The sequence below is a fragment of the Mycolicibacterium lacusdiani genome (assembly GCF_021916785.1).
GTDB classification, from domain to species: Bacteria; Actinomycetota; Actinomycetes; order Mycobacteriales; family Mycobacteriaceae; genus Mycobacterium; species Mycobacterium lacusdiani.
In genome coordinates this window covers 161,279-179,240 of the sequence record NZ_JAKCFC010000001.1, presented here as the reverse complement: position 1 = coordinate 179,240, position 17,962 = coordinate 161,279, and the positions used below count along the sequence as shown (strand labels likewise).

Here is a 17,962-nt window from a genome sequence, read left to right as displayed (position 1 = left end):
ATCACCGGCGCGTCGTGAACTCGATCGCCAGCCAGTCCCCGACGGGGCGGAAGCCGATCCGTCGGTAGATCGCGTTCGACACCGGGTTGGCGAGGTCGGTGAACAGCACGACGTCCCCTGCGCCTCCCGCCAGGGCGATGGCAGCGGCCGCGGCCGTCACCGCCGAGCCGTGGCCGTGCCCACGGTCCGCGTCGGGCGTGTACACCGGACCGATGCGTGCGACGCCCGCCACCGTGGGCCGCAGCATGGCCATGCTGACCGGCCGGTCGTCGCGCAGCCAGAGCACGAAGCGCGCGCCCGCCCGCGTCTGCGCGGTGACGAACGCCCGGTGGTCGGCGATCGGCCGCGGCGCGACGCCGAACGCCTCGACGAAGAAGCGGCCCGACCAGTCGGCGAGCAGGTCGGTGTCCGAGGCCCGATGGGTCCGGTGCTCCCCCGCCACGGTCGGCGCCTCGAGCCGGTCGAGGGCGTGCAGGCGCTCCTCGGTGCGCTCGGCGACCACCGCCCCGGTGCGCTGCGTCCACGCCGCGGCGAACCGGGTGGCCACCTCGAGCGGGCCGCGCGTGGCCGTCAACCGCGGCGTCCGGTCGGCCAGCGCGTCGACCGCGGGCGCCACGGCCCCGTCCGGTAGTCCTCCGCAGGCGAGCGGATATGGCGGCGTCTGGACGGCGGCGCCGACCACGCGCCCGGCGTCCCACGCGGTCAGCAGCACCGCGTCGGCCGGCAGCGCGGGCGCGGCGAGCCCGGCGAGTTCGACGGTGGAGCCGATCGGGTCGCGGCGGTAGACCGGCCCGGCCAATACGCGGAATTCGTCGGCCGAGTCGTGTGTCCGCACCTGCACGGGTTCAGCTTGGCGTGCACGGCCCGGCCCGTCGACCGATTACCCCGCCGGCAACCGTTTCCGGAGCCCGACTTACCTCGTGCCGTGATCCGAATTCGGCGGCATCTCGACCGCCACTGCCAGTTGAGCCCTCGGCAGGGCTCCTGCCGGAATGTGCGGGTACCTTGCCCTGCATGGAGATGTTCACCCCGTCGCTGGACTGGGGCAATGAGCTGTGGACGTCGCTGATCTGGATCGCCAAGGGGTGGGCGATCGCTGCGGCGTGCACGATGGCGGTCCTCTTCCTGATCGGCCGGTACACGGCGTGGGGGCGGCAGTTCTGGCGGATCACCGGTGACTACTTCAAGGGCCCCGACAGCGTCAGGGTGTGGCTGTGGCTCGCGGCACTGCTGCTGTCGGTGATCGCAGGTGTCCGCTTCACCGTGTTGTTCAGCTATCAGGGCAACGACATGATGACCAGCTTCCAGGTGGTCGCCGCCGGGCTGGGTGATGGTGACGCCACCATCCGGAACTCCGGGCGCGACGGCTTCTGGATGTCGATGGGCGTGTTCGCGGTGCTGGCCGTGATCCACATCTCCCGAATCATGTTGGACCTGTTCATGACCCAACGGTTCATGCTGGCCTGGCGGGCCTGGCTCACCGACCGCCTGACCGGTGACTGGCTGGACGGCAAGGCCTACTACCGCGGACGGTTCATCGACGACACGATCGACAATCCGGACCAGCGCATCCAGGCCGACATCGACATCTTCACCGCTGGCGTCGGGCCGTTGCCCAACACGCCGAACAACACCTCGGGGGCGACGCTGCTCTTCGGTGCGATCAACGCGATCGCGTCGATGATCTCGTTCACCGCAATCCTGTGGAACCTGTCGGGCACGCTGACCGTCCCGATCATCGGCACCGAGTTGCCCAAGGCGATGTTCTGCATCCTGCTGCTGTACGTCTTGGTCGCCACGATCTTCGCGTTCTGGATCGGTCGTCCGATCATCTGGCTGTCGTTCGACAACGAGAAGTTCAACGCCGCGTTCCGCTATGCCCTGGTGCGCCTGCGCGACGCGTCGGAGGCCGTGGCGTTCTACCGCGGCGAACTGGCCGAGCGCACCGGGCTGCGGCAGCGCTTCGCGCCGATCGTGTCCAACTACAAGCGCTACATCAACCGGATGATCGGCTTCTACGGCTGGAACCTGTCGATGGACCAGGCGATCGTCCTGCTGCCCTACGCCCTGCAGTTCCCTCGGTTCTTCTCCGGCGAGATCGTGCTCGGGCAGATGACGCAGTCGGCATCGGCGTTCGGCAGCATCCAGGACGGCTTGTCGTTCTTCCGCAACAGCTACGACCAGTTCGCCGGGTACCGCGCGGCGATCATCCGTCTGCACGGCCTGGTCATCGCCAACGAGGAGGCGCGCGCGCTGCCCGAACTGCAGATGGAGGGCTGCGGCGACGGCACGGTCCAGCTCGACGACGTCGAGGTGCGCACGCCCGACGGCAGGCAACTGGTCAAGCCACTCGACCTGCACCTCGACCCCGGCGACACGCTGGTGGTGACGGGCCCGTCGGGCGCCGGCAAGACGACGCTGCTGCGCAGCTTGGCGCAGCTGTGGCCGTACGCCAGCGGCAGGATGAAGTGCCCCGACGAGGAGAACTCGACGATGTTCCTGTCGCAGCTGCCCTACGTGCCGCTCGGCGATCTGCGGACCGTCGTGTCCTACCCGTGCAAGGAGGGCGAGCTCACCGACGACGAGCTGCACGCAGTGTTGGCAAAGGTCGCCCTGCCGCATCTGAGCGACCGCCTCGACGAGGTGCTCGACTGGGCCAAGGTGCTCTCACCGGGCGAGCAGCAGCGCATCGCGTTCGCGCGCATCCTGCTGACCAAGCCCAAGGCGGTGTTCCTCGACGAGTCGACATCCGCGCTTGACGAGGGGCTGGAGATGACGCTGTACCAACTGGTGCGCAGCGAGTTGCCGCGCACGATCATGGTCAGCGTCAGCCACCGCAGCACCGTCGAGCAGCACCACGATCTGCAGCTGCACCTCGTCGGCAACGGCGAGTGGCTGCTGGGTGACGTCGTGACGCCGACCCCGGCGGGCGCAGGCTAGGAGCGGTGCCCGGCGGCGTGGGTGCCGGCCCGCCTGCCGAAGAACGAGCCCTCGCCGAGCTGGGTGCCGCTGGCGTACCCCTTGCCGTCGTGCGCGATGTTCGAGGCGCAGGCGCCCGCGGCGTAGAGGCCGGGAACGACTGAGTCGTCGGCCCGTTGGACCTCGCCGTCGATGCTGACGGTGAGCCCGCCCATGGTGAAGCCCGAGTACATCGCGACCCCCAGTGACAGGTCGAACGCCGCCCACGGTCCCTGATCCTGGGCTGCGACGTAGTCCGGATGCTTGTGGAAGTCCGGGTCCTCGCCCTTGGCGGCATGGTCGTTGTAGCGCTCGAGCGTGGCGGCCAGCTTCCCCTCGGGGATGCCGAGCGCGGCCTCCATCTCCGCGACGGTCTCCCAGCCGTCGATGAACTTGATCAGCGGCATTTCCGGCATCTGCATGTGCGCCTCGTCGACGATCAGGTACGCCTGCTGGTCGGGCTGTTCGAGGACGAACGCCGACGTCCGCGAGTGGTACGAGTCCTCGGCGACGAACCGCTGGCCCTGGTTGTTGACGATGACGCCGGTGAGCAGGATCTCGGGCGGATAGGCGGCGGCCGTGATGAACAGCCCGTCGAGGTTCTTCACCTCGCCACCTGCCGACATGCCGAGCCGGATGCCCAACCCGTCGTCGTGCGGGTTGCCGAGGATGTAGGGCTCGACGTCGCCGTGGTGCTTGGTCTTTCGCTTCTGGGCCAGCGCGGGCGTGTGCTTGGCCACCATGTCCGGGTTCATCGCGAACCCGCCTGCCGCGATGACGACGGACCTGGCTCGGATCGAGCCGGTGACGCCGAAGTTCTTCCACCGCACACCGGTGACGGCTCCGTCGTCGGCGGTGATCAGGTTGGTCACGCCGGTCTCGTAGCGGATCGAGACGCCGAGTTCGGCGGCGCGCTTGAGCAGCAGCTGGATGACCATGTCGGCTCCGCCCAGTTCACCGGGGACGGGCACGGAGTGGCCGCGCGGAGCGGGCTTGGCCTGCTCGGAGAACGGCCACACCTTCTCGTTGCCGGTGTAGGACAGGCCTTCGGTGCCGGGCGGCACCACGACCTTGCCCTTCCAGTAGCTGCGCTCGAACTGGAAGCCGAGCGATTCCAGCCAGTCGAAGTGCTCGACGCTCTGCTCGCAGTAGGCGCGGATCTTGTCGAGGTCGGGGTCCTCGGACACCGCGACCAGGTAGTCGTACATGGCCTCGGCGGTGTCGTCGTGGCCCGTGGCCTGCTGCACGGCGGTACCGCCGCCGAGGTAGAAGTGGCCACCCGCCATCGAGGTGGTGCCGCCCGCGGCGGCGGCCTTCTCGAGCACCAGCACCTTGGCCCCGGCGGCCGCGGCGCTGACGGCGGCACAGCCACCCGCGATGCCGAATCCGACGACGATCACGTCGAATTCGTCGTCGTCCCAATCCGTCACGTCGGACGCGGCGACGGTCTGTGGGATGTCTGTCATGGTTGCTCCTCGGGCGAGCGCTCGGTGGTCATGTCTGTTGCCGCTTGACGTGGTCGAAGAAGGCCTGAATGTCGGGCGGGACGTACGCGATCTCCAGGTAGGGCACGCCCGCGTCCGGTGCGGACAGATAGGCGAAGTGCATGCCGCCGGGCATCACGCCGCGTCCGACGACCTCGACGCCGTCGGCAGCCGAAGCCTCGGCCACCATCGCGTCGAAGGCGTCGACGCCCGGTGCGGTCGTGCACACGTGGTGCAGCCCGGGCCCGGACGCGTCGAGGAACTCGGAGTACGGCCCGACTCCCGAGACCGGCTCGATCAGTTCGAGCTGGGTGTCCCCGGAGTAGGAGAACGACACGTGCGCGGTGAAGTCGGCGGGCTGGCCGCGGTAGGTGCACGTGTCGGGCGCGAAGTGAACGTCGGGCATGCGCAGCCAGGTGGTGGCGCCGAGCACGGCGGTCAGCGCCGTCTCGGTGGCCGCCAGGTCACGCGTCACCCACGCGATCTGGACAGGTGTCTGGGCAAGCATCGCACCGAGGATATCGCTCGCTCCGGCCGCTGGCTAGAACGTGTTCTAGTTTGACTCAGGCGGCGAGCAGGCCCGTGAGGAGGCGCACCTGGCCGTCGAACAGCGGCGAGGCGTTGCCGAACGTGTCGGGCCCGTACTGACCGAAGACCTCGAGGCTGATCGCGCCGATCAGCCCGGCCCACAGCGTCAGGCAGCCGAGCAGCGAGGCGTCGTCGCCGGAGAAGCCGAACTCCTCGCGCAGGCCCTCGAAGTCGCGTGCGGTGGCGGGTGGCACCGGGGTGTTCCGCTGCGGCACCCGGCCCGCTTCGATGCCCGCGTCGACGGCGGCGAGCAGCGAGCCGACGACGCGGGTGCCGGGCCCGACGGTCTGATCGGCGGGAGCGTGGTAGCCGGGTACGGGGCTGCCGTACAGGAGCGCCCACCTTGCCGGATCGGCGACCGCCCAGGTGCGCGCAGCGTGGGCCATCGCGAGGATCTGCTCGTCCCATTCCGCGGCGGGCGTGCGTGCGGCGTCGACGGCGTCGGCCAGTTCGGTGTAGGCGTCGATCAGCAGCATCGTCAGCAACTCGTCGCGGCTCGCGACGTAGCGATACACCGCCGAGGACACCATGCCGAGGTCGCGGGCGATCGCGCGCACGGAGAGTCCCGCGGCGCCGTCGGTCGCGAGTTGCCGGCGCGCCAGCTCGATGATCCGTCGCTCGATGCGGTCCCGCGCATCCTGCCGCTTGCCCACCGTCGCAGTGTCGCACATTCGAGAGCACTGCTCTTGCAATCGCCAGGGCGGCGTGGCAGATTGGGATTCGAGAGCATCGCTCTCGAAACCGAACCGAAGGGACCGAGATGACCGCCAGATACGACGAGCCCGGTGCCGCAGCACGGACGTTGAACGAGGTGTTCCGAGTGCTCGCCGAGGCCGGCGTCAGCATCGCGGGGACCAGCGCACTGCGCGTGCGCGGCCGCAAGACGGGCAAGGTGCGCGGCGTCGTCGTCAACCTGCTCGAGGTCGACGGCAGACGGTTCCTGGTCTCCCCGCGCGGCAACACCCAGTGGGCGCGCAACGCATGCGCGGCCGGCGAGGTCGAGCTCGGACCGCGCTGGCGTGGTCGGCGCGTCACGGTGACCGAGCTACCCGACGAGGCCAAGCCCGCGATCCTGCGGCCCTATCTGCAGCGGTGGTTCTGGGAGGTCAAGGGTCACGTCGGCGGACTCACCCCGGATTCCAGCGACGATCAGATGCGCGCGGCCGCGCCCGCGATCCCGGTGTTCGAACTCGGTCGGTGACTCAGGAGCCGTCGCGGATCATCCTGGCGATCGTGTCGGCGGTCTGCTGGGTCAAGTCGCCGGAGAGCTGAATGGACTGACCGTCGATCGGCTGCGTGATGGCGGGGGCGGCCAGCACCAGACCGTCGCGCACGAACGCGACCTGCGTGCCGACGTGGGCCGTCGTGTACTGGGCGAAGGCAGCGCTGCTGCGGGTGTCCATCACGATCTGCACGCTGTAGAACTCCGACGTCGGCAGCTTGATGGTCTTCGCGTTGGTCAGGCCGAGTTCGATCGCCACCGGCTGCAACTGGTAGTGCGCCTTGCGTTCCACGTCGCATGCAGGCTGCGGGTCGGACGGCGGCGTCGGGGGCGGCGGCGGCTCGCACTGGCCGGGTTGCGCCTGGAACGCCTCGACGACGGGGCGCACGGCGAGTGGTTTGATCACCAGGCGCGGCTCGGTCGACGTCGGCGTCGGTTGCGCGCGCGCCGGAAGGTCATCGGGATCGGCCTGCAGGAAGGGCATCACGATCGACGCGAGCGTGGTCCCGACCATCGCCAGGATGCCGATGGACGCCAGCACCGCGATCGTGATCTTGCGGCGCGTCCAGCGACCGGTCGAGAGCCTCACCCACGCATCCTAGGACGTGAGCCGCTTGGCATTTCGCGTCGACACGGCGACCGGCGTCAGGCCGCAGGCGGCACCGCGGGTGCGGGAGGCGCGATGGGGCCGCCGACGGTGCCCGCCGCCGACGTCACGACTTCCTCGCGGATCTGCTGGTTGATCGACTGCCACGACACTGCGGCGGGCAGGCTCCCCCACGTGCTGTTGAACATGCCGATGATGACCGCGCGACCATCGTCGGTCGGCACGTACACCGGGCCGCCGGAGTCACCCTTCTTGCTCACCACGCCGTTGGTCATCGTGAACCAGCCGTTGTTGACCGACTCGATGGTTCCGCAGCTCTCGCCCGTGACGATGCCGAAGTGGCAGACGCGCTGGCCCTGCGTGGGGACCACGGACGGGTCGGCGACCAACGGGCGACCCCCGGGCAGCACGTCGTTGATCACGACCTCGGGTGCCAGCGCGATCGTCTGCCAGTCCGAGATCTGATAGTCGGTGGCGACCGTCGCCCCGTCGGGGGTGTTGTCGCGGAACATCGTCTGGCTGCCGACGAACACGCCGTTGCGATCGCTGACCACGCCGCTGCCCCTGCAGTGCCCCGCGGCGTACCCGGTTCGGGTCTGAAGGTCGACGAAACCCAGCGTGCAGACGTTGAGGTCCTGCCGGATCTCCATGCCCGGTGACACGACCAGGCCAGGATCCGCCGTGGCGCTGGGCGCCGGCGCACCCATGACCGCCGTCGCGGCGGCAGTCAGGACGGCACTGGCGAATACGATCGCCCGCAAACACTGCTGCCGCATCGCCGGCTCCGATCCATGTGGGTAGACGGGGTCTTCACCCTACCCATATGCGATCGTGGCCTGCTCGTTACAAAGTGCGGATCACGAGTCGAAGCCGAGCCCCACCGCGTCGAGCGTGCGCAGCAACAGGTTGCGCCGCCCCGCCGAGTGGTCGGCACGGTCGAGCGACCATCTGGTCGCCTGAATGCCGATGCTGGCCAACGGCTCCGGCGGGAACGGCATTGGCCTGCGACGGACCATCTCCAACTCGGTGCGGGGTGTGGGTACGCCGTCGAGCAGGTCGAGACAGACGTCGGCGGCGAACCTGGCAGCGCCGACGCCGAGTCCGGTGAAGCCGTTCACGTAGGCCACCCGGCCGGCCCGAGCCAGGCCCCAGTGCGCGCAGAAGCGGGTGTTGGTGTCGATGGCACCTGCCCAGCGGTGGCTGAACCGCACGTCGTCGAGCTGAGGGAAGGTGAGGAAGAAGTGCTGCGCGAGTCTGCGGTAGCTCTCCGGGCGGTCCTCGTATGCCGGGTCGACCCTGCGCCCGAAGTGGTAGACGGCGTCATAGCCGCCCCACACGATCCGGTTGTCCGCCGTGCGGCGGTAGTAGTGGAACTGGTTGGCGGAGTCACCGATCCCCTGCCTGCCGGCCCATCCGACGCGATCCATCTGCTCGTCGGTCAGCGGTTCGGTGGACAGCACGTAGTCGTACACAGGAACGGTGCGCAATCTGTTGCGCCGCAACAGGTGATGAAAGACGTTGGTGGCCAGCACGGCGTGGCGGGCGGTCACCACCGCGCCGCCGGTGTCGATCCGCACGGCGGCGCCACCCGAGTCGAGCGCGACGGCGTTGGTGTGCTCGAAGATCTGCACACCGGCCTCCCGGCAGGCGCGCGCGAGTTCCAGCGCCAGCTTCGCCGGATGCACGATCGCGCAGGTGTCGGGCTCGAAGAGCGCGGCGCGGTAGGTCGGCGAGTGGACTTCGTCTTGAATCTCGGCCTGCTCGAGGAAGCGGCCCTCGCCGGCTTCGGCGGCCTCCTCGAGCCACGGCACCTGATGCGGCTCGGTGGCCACCGCCAGCATCCCGGAGCGCTGCCATTCGACGTCGAGGCCGAGGTCTGCGATCTCGGCCTGCATGCCATCGAGGTTCTCCAGGCCCATCGCCACGAGCGTGTTGAACTCGTCGGGCCAGCGGCTCTTCCCGTTCTCGGCGCCGTGGGTCAGGCTCGCCTCGACGAACCCGCCGTTGCGCCCCGACGCCGCCCAGCCGATGCGGTTCGCCTCGAGCAGCACGATGCGCTGATCGGGATGGCGGCGCGCGGCGTGCAGCGCGGTCCACAGCCCGGTGTACCCGCCGCCCACCACCACCAGGTCGCAGGTGATCGACCCCGGCAAGGTCGGGTGGTGCGGGCGTTCGACGTCGAGCCACATCGATCCGTGCACGCTGCCCGCCAGCGAGCGTTCGACCAGAGCTGGATCGACGTCATCGTCGAAGACCGTCTTCACACTGCGACAGTACGGGGTCCGCCGCCGTTCGACGGTGCGGAATCAGTTGCGAACGGGCGAGGGGGCGGCAGATCGCGTCGCCGTCAGCGGCTCGGGGATGTCGGGCTGCACCGTGGCGGGCGGTGCCCAGCCTGGCGGGCCGAACGCGTAACCGAACCGGTGCCGCCACCGTGTGGCCCGCCGGACGTCGCGGGCGATGGCGGCGTACTCGTGCGTCTGCAGCGTCCAGATGTTGAACGTGTCGACCTGCTTGGTCAGCCCGTAGTGCGGGCGGAACGTCTCGTCGGCGTAGCTGCCGAACAACCGGTCCCACAGGATCAGGATGCCGCCGTAGTTCTTGTCGAGGTACTCGGCGTCCATCCCGTGGTGCACGCGATGGTGCGACGGTGTGTTGAACACGAATTCGATTGGCCGCCACAGCCTGTCGATGCGCTCGGTGTGGACCCAGAACTGGTAGATCAGGTTCAGCGAGAAACTGGCGAACACCATCCACGGCGGCACGCCGAGCAGCGGCAGCGGCACCCAGAGCAGGATCTCTCCGCTGTTGTTCCACTTCTGCCGTAGTGCGGTCGCGAAGTTGAAGTACCGGCTGGAGTGGTGCGCCTGGTGGGTGGCCCAGACCAGCCGGACCCGGTGGGCCATCCGGTGGTAGGCGTAGAACAGCAGGTCGACGCCGAGTATCGCGATCGCCCACGTGTACCAGGCGCTCGACGGCAGGTGCCACGGTGCGACGTAGGCGTAGAGCGCGGCGTAGCCGAGCAGTGCGCCGAACTTCCACGCCCCAGTGGTCGCCACCGACACCAGGCCCATCGAGATGCTCGCCCAGGCGTCGCGGCGCTGATAGGCGCCGGCCGGCGCGCGGTCGGCGTCCTCGAGGTGCTCGAGCTTGCGCGCAGCGGTCCACTCGACGATCAGCAACAGCAGGAAGAACGGGATCGCGAACAGCACCGGATCCCGCATCTGCGGCGGGAGCACGTCAAGGAACGCGCGGATCTCGGCCAGCACCGTCACGTCGTCACCTCCGAGCCGAAAGCTTAGCCAGCGGCCGTCACCGGAAGCTCAGAACGGAGTCACCCCATGCCGCGCGCATGTCCCGGTCGGGGTCGTCGAGCACCGCATCGCGCTTGTCGATGACCAGCGTCGCGCGATCCGATTCGCGGTACGGCCGCCACCGTGGTTCGCCGGGCAGCCCATCCGGTTCGCCGTGGGCGGCGAAGTTCAGCCACCGGGTGCGCACCCGCTCGGACACGGCGGTACCGGTCTTGAGCCCGCCCAACTTGAACGTCGGGTCCCTCGGTCCCATGACCAGATTGCCCCACACGTATGGCAGTTCGGTGGCATGTGCCGCGCCGAGGCGGAGCATCCGCAGCATCGGCGTGGCCCAGTCGAACCGGTAGGCGAACACCGGCGCCACCTGGCCGTGACCTTCGGCGAACCAGATCGACGGCATGCGGAACCCGATGTCGCGGGCGACGCCCATCCCGGGCGTCTTGCCGCGTCCCCGGTAGGCGGCCTGCAACTCCGCCTCGGTCGGCAGCCGCAGATCGGGCTGCTCGGCCGCGATCTCGGAGAACATCGCCTTGATCGCCTCGGGCGTGATCGGCATCAGCGGTGACTTCATGAAGCGGAACAGGGCCGCCTCGTGCCGGTTGGTGCCGATGATCAGCGGGACGGGGTGAGTGTTGCCCGCGCGGGCCACGTCCACGGGATAGTCGGGCACCAGGTCCCCGTCGACGATCGGTGCGAACCCCAACGTGCCCGGCGTACGTACCGGCACGTCGTCGAACAGACGCTTGGACGCGGTCAGCAGCTCACCTGTCGGCGCCGTGGCCAACCGGTCGGCGTCGCTCGCGTCGACTCCGAGGACGTCGAGGAACTGCTCGGCGACCCTGCGCGCACGGCCTGCGTCGTACACCGAGGTCACGGGCGAACTCTGCGCGATCGCACCGGTGAACAGCCCGGCGGCGTCGGGGCTGGCGAGCAGGGTCGTCACGATCCCGCCGCCGGCCGACTCGCCGAACAGGGTCACCCGTCCCGGGTCGCCACCGAACGCGGCGACGTTGTCGCGCACCCACTGCAGGGCGAACAGGACGTCGCGCAACCCGAGATTGCCCTCGAAGCGGGTGCGTGGCGTGCTGAACGACGACAGGTCCATGAACCCGAACGCGCCGAGCCGGTAGTTGAGCGTCACGATCACGGCGTCACCCGTGCCGGCCAGCACACTGCCGCGGTACAGCGGCTGAGCGGCCGAGCCAAGGATGTACGCCCCGCCGTGCACCCACACCAGCACCGGCTTGCCGTCGCCGGGTTGGGTGTCCGACGACGCCCACACGTTGAGCGTCAGACAGTCCTCGCCCTGCGGCGCCCCCAGGTCGACGGGGATGCGCGGATCGGTGGGTTGGGGACACGCGGGTCCAACCCGGGTCGCGTCCGCGGGCTCGGTCCATCGTTCGGGTGGGCGCGGTGCACGCCAACGGAATTCGCCGGAAGGCGGCGCCGCGTAGCGGACGCCCCGCCACACCTTCACCGATCCGTCGTCGACACCGCGTACGGGTCCGTACGCGGTGTCGACGATCGGGTTGCTACGAAGGCTTCGCGAGTCGGACCCGGCGGGGTCGGACCGGGCCGTCACCGGTTGCCGCCCAACGACGCCTCTCGTTCCTCCGGTGAGAAGCCCGGCGCCGCGGATCCCATGCGGGCGCGCCGCTGCCGCGACACATAGGCGGTGGTGGCGCTCATCGCCGACGCCACGCCCTGGTCGTTCGCGCCGTAGGTCATGGAACGGGACTGGTCGAAGCCCATCTGCGCCGCGACGGCGACCGCGTCCATGTTGGCGCCCAGGAATACGAAGTACCAGGAGTATTCGCTCTCCTGCCGTTTGATCGCCGCGCTGACGGCCTCGTGCGTCCACTCCCGGCTGGAGTTCTCGAGCCCGTCGGTCATCACGACGACGATCACGTGGCCGGGGCGCTGCGCCTCCGGCAGGCTCGCCAGGTCGGTCCCGACGTCGGTGATCAGCCGACCGAGCGCGTCGTACAGCGCCGTCATGCCACGCGGCTGCAGGTCCAGCGGCGGCACGTCGGCGATCGGCCGATCGGCGTACACCACGTCGTAGTGCGTATCGAATTGTGCCAGAGTCACTCTCGCCTCCCCCGGCTCGTTGCGCTGCTGTTCGACGAACGCGTTGAAGCCGCCTTCGGTGTCGTCCTTGATGGCCTGCATGGAGCCGGAACGGTCGAGCAGTACGGCGATGAGGGTGCGCTGAGGATCGGTCATCGATGACTCCTTGTGTCGCTCGGGCGGTGGGCCGCCCTGATGCATCCAGGTTACCCGCGCCCTCCGACGAACGGCCTGACCAGCACGTTCGCGGCAGGCCCGCTGGAAAAGGTCAGACCGATCGATTCTCGGGTCCCGGAAGTCGCCCTCGGGCAACGGTCTACGTTGACGGGGTGCAGAAGTGGGGACTGTTGACCGCGGCCATCCTCAGCGAGGTCGCCGCCACGCTGTCACTGCGGGCAGCCCAGGACGACGGCGCCTGGCTGGTGCTGGTGGTGGGCGGCTACCTCGGCTCGTTCGTGCTCCTCACCCTCGTCCTGCGGGCAGGCGTTCCGGTCGGCGTCGCCTACGGCATCTGGGGCGCCGTGGGCACCGCGAGTACGGCGGTGCTGGCGGCTGCGATCTTCCGTGATCCGTTCACCTGGCAGATCGCGGCGGGTATCGGCCTGATCATCGTCGGGGTGCTGTTCGTCGAGTTCGGCTCGCACCCGGCGGCAGAGGAGCCGGCGTCGTGACGTGGCTGGTGCTGGTCACCGCGATCGTCATCGAGGTCGGCGCAACGCTGGGCCTGCGGGCATCGGACGGCTTCCGCAAGAAGGCGTGGATCGCCCCCGTGGTCCTGGGGTATCTGACGTCGTTCTACCTGCTGTGGCTGACGTTGTCGCTCGGCGTCCCGGTCGGCATCGCCTACGGGATCTGGACGGCGTGCGGCGTGGCGCTGGTGGCGGTCGTCGCCCGCTACCTCTTCGGTGATCCGTTGACCCGCAAGATGATCATCGGCATCGCGTTCATCGTCGCAGGCGTTCTCACGATCGAGTTGGCGAGCGCCGTCCACTGAGCACCCCCGCCGCGGCGAACACCACGACCCCGGCGATCGGGACGATCAGCAGTCCTACCCGCAGGCTGGTCGCATCGGCGACGGCGCCGACCAACGGCGGAGCCCCGACGAACCCGACGCGCATCAACCAGGCGACCGCGGTCAGCCCGGCCCCGGGGCGTAGACCCGGCAGCCGGTCGGCGCAGTGCATGGCCGCCGGAATGGCCGTGGCGATGCCGATGCCCGCCGCGGCGAATCCGGCGATCGTGGCGGGAACGCTCGGCGCCCACAGTGCGGCTCCCATGCCTGCCGCCGTGACCAAGCCCCCGGTGCGCGCGACGGCACGCTCACCGAAGCGGTCCACCAGCCGGTCACCGAGGACGCGTCCGATGAACTGGAAGCCCAGCAGGGCGATGTAGCCGAACACCGCGATCGCACCCGCGGCGCCCAGTTCGTCGCGCAGATACAGCGTCGCCCACGTGCTGCCCGCGTCCTCGACCACCGCGCCCGCCACCGCGATCAGCACCAGCAGCATCAGCGCCCCGTAGATCCGGCGTCCCGCGCCGCGGAAGCCGCCCGGTGCCGATTCCTCCGGGTCGGTGTCGGGCCCGCGCAGCAGGAAGCGGTACGCGATCAGCGTCACCGAGGTGAACACGACCGCGGTGACGACGAGGTGCAGTTGCCGCGGCACGTCGGTCGCGATCGCCGCGGCGGCCATGGCGCTGCCCAGCACCGCGCCGATCGACCAGATCGCGTGCAGCGAGTTGATGATCGACCTGCCGTAGACGCGTTGTACCCGCAGCCCGTGCGTGTTCTGAGCGACGTCGGTGATGGCGTCGCTCGCACCACCGACGAACAGTGCCAGGGCGACGAGGACGGCGGTCGGCGACGATGCGGCCACCGCCGTGAGCACGGCGATGCCCGCGGTGCCCACCACGGCCATCCGTGCGGAGGTGAACCTGCGGATCAGCGTGCCTGCCAAGAGGCCCGCTGCCAGCGCACCGGTGGGGAACGCCGCGACCACGAGCCCGTAGGTGGTGTTGTCGAGGCCCAGATCGGTCTTGATCTCGGGCAACCGCGGCGCGAGGTTGGCGAACAGAGCCCCGTTGGTGAGGAACAGTGCGGCGGTGGCGAACCTGGCGCGTCGGGCCGTCTGGGCGTGCATCGAATCCACCGGGCCCGCGACCATTCCGGCGACGATACTGGCCCGGTGACGACATCGATCGAGCCGGCCGCAGCCGACCTGTTGGGCCTCTTCCCGCCGGGCGCCCGCGTCGGCGACGACGGCACGCTGGTGGTCGGAGGGTGCCGGCTCGACGACGTCGCCGAGGAGTTCGGGACCCCGGCGATCGTCGTCGACGCGGGCGCCCTGGCGCGCCGGGCCCGCGACTACCTGTCGGCCTTCCGGAGCCGCTGGCCGCGCACCGACGTCGCGTTCGCGTCGAAGTCGTTCCCGTGCACCGCCGTGCAGCGCGTGATGGTCGCCAACGGGTTGCACCTCGACGTGGCAGGCGGCGGCGAGATCCTCGGCGCGCTCAAGGCGGGCGCCGATCCAGCCGCACTGGTCATGCACGGCAACGCCAAGTCCGACGAGGAGATCGCGATGGCGCTCGATCACGGCGTCGGGCTCGTCGTGGTCGACAACTTCGACGACATCGACCCGTTGGAGTCGGCGGCCCGGCTGGGCACCGCGGGCGGCAGACCGCAGCCCTGCCTGGTCCGCGTCATCCCCGGCGTGACGGCGAGCACGCATGCCTCGCAGGCCACCGGCCACACGGGGTCGAAGTTCGGGCTGTCGCCCGCCCAAGCCCGCGAGGCGATCGCCCGCATCGAACGCAGTCCCGTGCTGCGGCTCGACGGGCTGCACACCCACGTCGGTTCCCAGCTGCTCGACGTCGACGAACTCGCCGCGGCCGTGGCACCCATCGCCGCGCTGGGCACGTTCGACACCTACGACCTGGGCGGTGGACTCGGCGTGCGGTACACCTACGGCGAGCGCGCGCCGGATCTCGACGCCTACGCCGACGCCCTGGTGGGTCGCGCCCGCGAGCTGCTGCCCGCGGGTTGCCGGCTCATCGTCGAACCCGGTCGCAGCATGGTCGCCGCGGCTGCGTGCACGCTGTATCGCGTCACGACCGTCAAACGCGGGACCGTCACCCACGTCGCCGTCGACGGGGGCATGGGCGACAACCTCGAGGTGTCGTTGACCGGGCAGCGCTTCGAGGCGGCGATCGCGACCCGGTTCGGGTCGGGCGGCGAGCCGGTGACGGTCGTCGGCAGGCACTGCGAGTCCGGCGACCAGCTGATCGACCGGATCTCCCTACCTGGGCCCGCGGTGGGCGATCTGCTGGCGGTTCCGGTCACCGGCGCGTACTGCTTCACGATGTCGAACCAGTACAACGGGGCCCGGCGGGTGCCAGTGGTGTTCGTCGAGGACGGGGTGGCCCGGCTGGTGGTCCGACGCGACACCTGGGCCGATCTGCTGGCCCGCGACGTCGACCCGTAGTCCGGTCGGGGTGGTGCGCGCGGTGCGCCGGGGTTCGGCAGTATTGCGGCCATGAGCGAGCTTCCCCCGTCCCTGGTCGACCTGGCTCGTCGTCATGGCGTGGCCACCGGCTTCGACGATTGGAGCGGACGGTATCGACCGGCCGCGGAGTCGACCCTGGTCGCGGTGCTCGAGGCGCTGGGCGTGCCCGCCACCGACGACGAGCAGCGCGCGGCGTCCCTGGCCGAGCACGACCGCAGGCACTGGCAGCGCTGCGTGACGCCGACGATCGTCACCCGCACCGACCGGTCGGCGACGTTCTGGGTGCACGTCGAACACGGTGCGCCCGTCGAGCCGTGGATCCGCCTCGAGGACGGCTCGGTGCGCACGGGTCTGCGCCAACTGGAGAACAACGCGCCGCCGTTCGACCTCGACGGTCAGCTGATCGGCGAGGCCACGTTCGAGCTGCCCGCGCACCTGCCCCTCGGGTACCACCGGCTGCACGTGCGAGCCGGCTCCCGGGAGGACACGGCCACGGTCATCGTCACCCCCACCACGCTGCCCCTGCCCGCACGGCTTGCCGTCGGGCGCAGTTGGGGCCTGGCCACCCAGCTCTACAGCGTGCGCTCGGACCGGTCGTGGGGCATCGGCGATCTCACGGACCTGACCGATCTGGCGGTGTGGTCGGCAAGCGTGCACGGCGCCGGCTTCATCCTGGTGAACCCCCTGCACGCCGCGGCGCCCACCGCCCCGATGGAACCCTCGCCGTACCTGCCGACGTCGCGCAGGTTCGTCAACCCGATCTATCTGCGGGTGGAGGCGGTTGCCGAGTATGCCTACGCGCGCGATCGCGGCCGCATGCGCAAGGCACGCAGTTCGGCCCAGTCACGCGCTGCGGCAAGCGAACTCGTCGACCGCGACGCCGCATGGAAGAGCAAGCGCGCTGCGCTGAAGCACCTCTACCGGGTGCCCCGCTCGGCGGGTCGGGAGCTGGCGTACGCCGGATACCGCGCCAGAGAGGGCGCGAGCCTCGACTCCTTCGCGACGTGGTGTGCGCTGGCGGAGGTGCACGGCAACGACTGGCACGCGTGGCCCGAGGCGTTGCAGCACCCGTCGAATCCCGCGGTGACCAAGTTCGCGGCGAAGCATGCCGACGCGGTCGACTTCCACCGGTGGCTGCAATGGCAGCTCGACGATCAGCTGACCGGCGCGCAGGCGACCGCGGTCGCGGCGGGCATGCCGCTGGGCGTCATGCACGACCTCGCGGTCGGCGTCGACCCCAACGGCGCCGATGCCTGGGCCATGCAGGACGTGCTGGCGCTGGGGGTGGCCGCTGGCGCGCCGCCCGACGAGTTCAACCAGCTCGGCCAGGACTGGTCGCAGCCGCCGTGGCGGCCGGACCGGCTCGTCGACACCGCCTACGAGCCGTTCCGCGCCGTCGTCGGGGCGGCGCTGCGCCACTCCGGCGGCGTGCGGATCGACCACATCATCGGCCTGTTCCGGCTGTGGTGGATCCCGCGTGGGACCGCACCCACCGAGGGCACCTACGTGCGCTACGACCACGAGGCGATGGTCGGGATCGTCGCGCTGGAGGCCTACCGGGCCGGGGCGGTCGTGGTGGGTGAGGATCTCGGCGTGGTCGAGCCGTGGGTGCGCGAGTACCTGCTGGAGCGCGGCCTGCTGGGGACCTCGATTCTGTGGTTCGAATCGGACGGGGAGACCGGCGGGCCGCTCCCTGCCAGCCGGTGGAGGGAGTACTGCCTGTCCGCGGTCACGACCCACGACCTGCCGCCGACCGCCGGTTACCTGGCAGGCGAACACGTCCGGATCCGCAGCGAACTCGGTCTGCTCACCCGGTCCACCGAGGAGGAGCTGGCCGCCGACCGTGCCGAGCAGGAGGCGTGGTTGGCCGAACTCCGCAGGCTCGGCCTGCTCGCCCAGGACGCCGAGGTGGACGACTCGGTGGACGACGTGGTGCGCGCGCTGTACGAGTACCTGGGTCGGACGCCGTCGCGCCTGCTGGCGCTGGCCCTGCCGGATGCGGTGGGCGACGTTCGCACCCAGAATCAGCCAGGCACCGTCGACGAATATCCCAACTGGCGCGTTCCGCTCGCAGGTCCGGATGGCCGTGTGATGCTGCTGGAGGACGTGTTCGCCGACGCCCGCGCTGCGGCTTTGGCCCAGGTGATGCACGATCAGGTAACGCCCGGGGATGAGTGACCGAAGTTTCTCATGGGACTGAACTGCGATATGTTCGCAGC

Annotated in this window: 17 protein-coding genes; 6 read left to right on the top strand and 11 right to left on the bottom strand. The window is 69.9% G+C overall.

All coding sequences use genetic code 11. From position 1 onward, the window contains the following. Nucleotide 1: 1 nt before the first annotated feature. Nucleotides 2-841: a GNAT family N-acetyltransferase gene (locus LOK44_RS00880; protein WP_237568094.1), complete on the bottom strand. Its 840-nt coding sequence runs from the start codon at nt 839-841 to the stop codon at nt 2-4. Between the two features lie 173 nt (nt 842-1,014). Between LOK44_RS00880 and LOK44_RS00875 the strand changes: the two genes are divergently transcribed. Beyond that, nucleotides 1,015-2,940, top strand: a complete 1,926-nt coding sequence (locus LOK44_RS00875; RefSeq protein ID WP_237568093.1) for an ABC transporter ATP-binding protein/permease — start codon at nt 1,015-1,017, stop codon at nt 2,938-2,940. Here LOK44_RS00875 and LOK44_RS00870 read toward each other — a convergent pair. Genes LOK44_RS00870 through LOK44_RS00860 form a run of 3 tightly spaced genes read right to left on the bottom strand, consistent with a single transcriptional unit; the run spans nt 2,937 to nt 5,683 of the window. Further along, entirely contained in the window at nt 2,937-4,424 is a 1,488-nt protein-coding gene (locus LOK44_RS00870) for an FAD-binding protein (RefSeq protein ID WP_237568092.1), read from the bottom strand. The genes LOK44_RS00875 and LOK44_RS00870 overlap by 4 nt on opposite strands. 28 nt (nt 4,425-4,452) lie before the next feature. Next, nucleotides 4,453-4,950: a VOC family protein gene (locus LOK44_RS00865; RefSeq protein ID WP_237568091.1), complete on the bottom strand. Its 498-nt coding sequence runs from the start codon at nt 4,948-4,950 to the stop codon at nt 4,453-4,455. Between the two features lie 55 nt (nt 4,951-5,005). Further along, complete coding sequence (locus tag LOK44_RS00860; protein WP_237568090.1) at nt 5,006-5,683, bottom strand: TetR/AcrR family transcriptional regulator; 678 nt, start codon at nt 5,681-5,683, stop codon at nt 5,006-5,008. Nucleotides 5,684-5,790: 107 nt separating this feature from the next. Between LOK44_RS00860 and LOK44_RS00855 the strand changes: the two genes are divergently transcribed. Beyond that, complete coding sequence (locus LOK44_RS00855) at nt 5,791-6,231, top strand: nitroreductase/quinone reductase family protein (protein ID WP_237568089.1); 441 nt, start codon at nt 5,791-5,793, stop codon at nt 6,229-6,231. Nucleotide 6,232: 1 nt separating this feature from the next. Here the strand turns inward: LOK44_RS00855 and LOK44_RS00850 are convergent, their stop codons facing one another. From LOK44_RS00850 to LOK44_RS00825, 6 genes are all read right to left on the bottom strand, one after another. Further along, on the bottom strand, nt 6,233-6,841 hold the full coding sequence (locus tag LOK44_RS00850; RefSeq protein WP_237568088.1) for a SecDF P1 head subdomain-containing protein: 609 nt from the start codon (nt 6,839-6,841) through the stop codon (nt 6,233-6,235). Between the two features lie 56 nt (nt 6,842-6,897). Beyond that, complete coding sequence (locus LOK44_RS00845) at nt 6,898-7,635, bottom strand: Rv1815 family serine proteinase (RefSeq protein WP_372481145.1); 738 nt, start codon at nt 7,633-7,635, stop codon at nt 6,898-6,900. A gap of 81 nt (nt 7,636-7,716) precedes the next feature. Beyond that, the gene (locus LOK44_RS00840; protein WP_237568087.1) at nt 7,717-9,123 is read right to left on the bottom strand and encodes an NAD(P)/FAD-dependent oxidoreductase; all 1,407 of its coding nucleotides are present in this window, start codon (nt 9,121-9,123) and stop codon (nt 7,717-7,719) included. Nucleotides 9,124-9,165: 42 nt separating this feature from the next. Beyond that, on the bottom strand, nt 9,166-10,125 hold the full coding sequence (locus LOK44_RS00835; RefSeq protein ID WP_237568910.1) for a sterol desaturase family protein: 960 nt from the start codon (nt 10,123-10,125) through the stop codon (nt 9,166-9,168). A 46-nt stretch (nt 10,126-10,171) separates the two neighbouring features. Beyond that, nucleotides 10,172-11,755, bottom strand: a complete 1,584-nt coding sequence (locus LOK44_RS00830; protein WP_237568086.1) for a carboxylesterase/lipase family protein — start codon at nt 11,753-11,755, stop codon at nt 10,172-10,174. Continuing rightward, nucleotides 11,752-12,399: a vWA domain-containing protein gene (locus LOK44_RS00825; RefSeq protein WP_237568085.1), complete on the bottom strand. Its 648-nt coding sequence runs from the start codon at nt 12,397-12,399 to the stop codon at nt 11,752-11,754. Before LOK44_RS00825 ends, LOK44_RS00830 begins: the two co-directional genes overlap by 4 nt. 173 nt (nt 12,400-12,572) lie before the next feature. Between LOK44_RS00825 and LOK44_RS00820 the strand changes: the two genes are divergently transcribed. Further along, complete coding sequence (locus LOK44_RS00820; RefSeq protein WP_237568084.1) at nt 12,573-12,914, top strand: DMT family transporter; 342 nt, start codon at nt 12,573-12,575, stop codon at nt 12,912-12,914. Continuing rightward, the gene (locus tag LOK44_RS00815; protein ID WP_237568083.1) at nt 12,911-13,237 is read left to right on the top strand and encodes a DMT family transporter; all 327 of its coding nucleotides are present in this window, start codon (nt 12,911-12,913) and stop codon (nt 13,235-13,237) included. Before LOK44_RS00820 ends, LOK44_RS00815 begins: the two co-directional genes overlap by 4 nt. Here the strand turns inward: LOK44_RS00815 and LOK44_RS00810 are convergent. Then, nucleotides 13,206-14,405 carry an MFS transporter gene (locus LOK44_RS00810; protein WP_237568082.1) on the bottom strand — a complete coding sequence of 400 codons (1,200 nt, stop codon included), beginning with the start codon at nt 14,403-14,405 and terminating at the stop codon, nt 13,206-13,208. The genes LOK44_RS00815 and LOK44_RS00810 overlap by 32 nt on opposite strands. Nucleotides 14,406-14,426: 21 nt before the next feature. Here LOK44_RS00810 and lysA point away from each other — a divergent pair, with 21 nt between their 5' ends. Together lysA and malQ are read left to right on the top strand one after the other, a co-directional pair. Continuing rightward, entirely contained in the window at nt 14,427-15,722 is a 1,296-nt protein-coding gene (lysA, locus tag LOK44_RS00805; protein ID WP_237568081.1) for a diaminopimelate decarboxylase, read from the top strand. Between the two features lie 51 nt (nt 15,723-15,773). After that, nucleotides 15,774-17,921 carry a 4-alpha-glucanotransferase gene (gene malQ / locus LOK44_RS00800; protein ID WP_237568080.1) on the top strand — a complete coding sequence of 716 codons (2,148 nt, stop codon included), beginning with the start codon at nt 15,774-15,776 and terminating at the stop codon, nt 17,919-17,921. Nucleotides 17,922-17,962: the final 41 nt, after the last annotated feature.

Coding starts and splice junctions, on each gene's coding strand:
- LOK44_RS00825 (WP_237568085.1), bottom strand. CDS start 12,399: ATGACCGATCCTCAGCGCACCCTCATCGCCGTACTGCTCGACCGTTCC.
- malQ (WP_237568080.1), top strand. CDS start 15,774: ATGAGCGAGCTTCCCCCGTCCCTGGTCGACCTGGCTCGTCGTCATGGC.
- LOK44_RS00855 (WP_237568089.1), top strand. CDS start 5,791: ATGACCGCCAGATACGACGAGCCCGGTGCCGCAGCACGGACGTTGAAC.
- LOK44_RS00845 (WP_372481145.1), bottom strand. CDS start 7,635: ATGCGGCAGCAGTGTTTGCGGGCGATCGTATTCGCCAGTGCCGTCCTG.
- LOK44_RS00865 (WP_237568091.1), bottom strand. CDS start 4,950: ATGCTTGCCCAGACACCTGTCCAGATCGCGTGGGTGACGCGTGACCTG.
- LOK44_RS00810 (WP_237568082.1), bottom strand. CDS start 14,405: ATGGTCGCGGGCCCGGTGGATTCGATGCACGCCCAGACGGCCCGACGC.
- LOK44_RS00870 (WP_237568092.1), bottom strand. CDS start 4,424: ATGACAGACATCCCACAGACCGTCGCCGCGTCCGACGTGACGGATTGG.
- LOK44_RS00875 (WP_237568093.1), top strand. CDS start 1,015: ATGGAGATGTTCACCCCGTCGCTGGACTGGGGCAATGAGCTGTGGACG.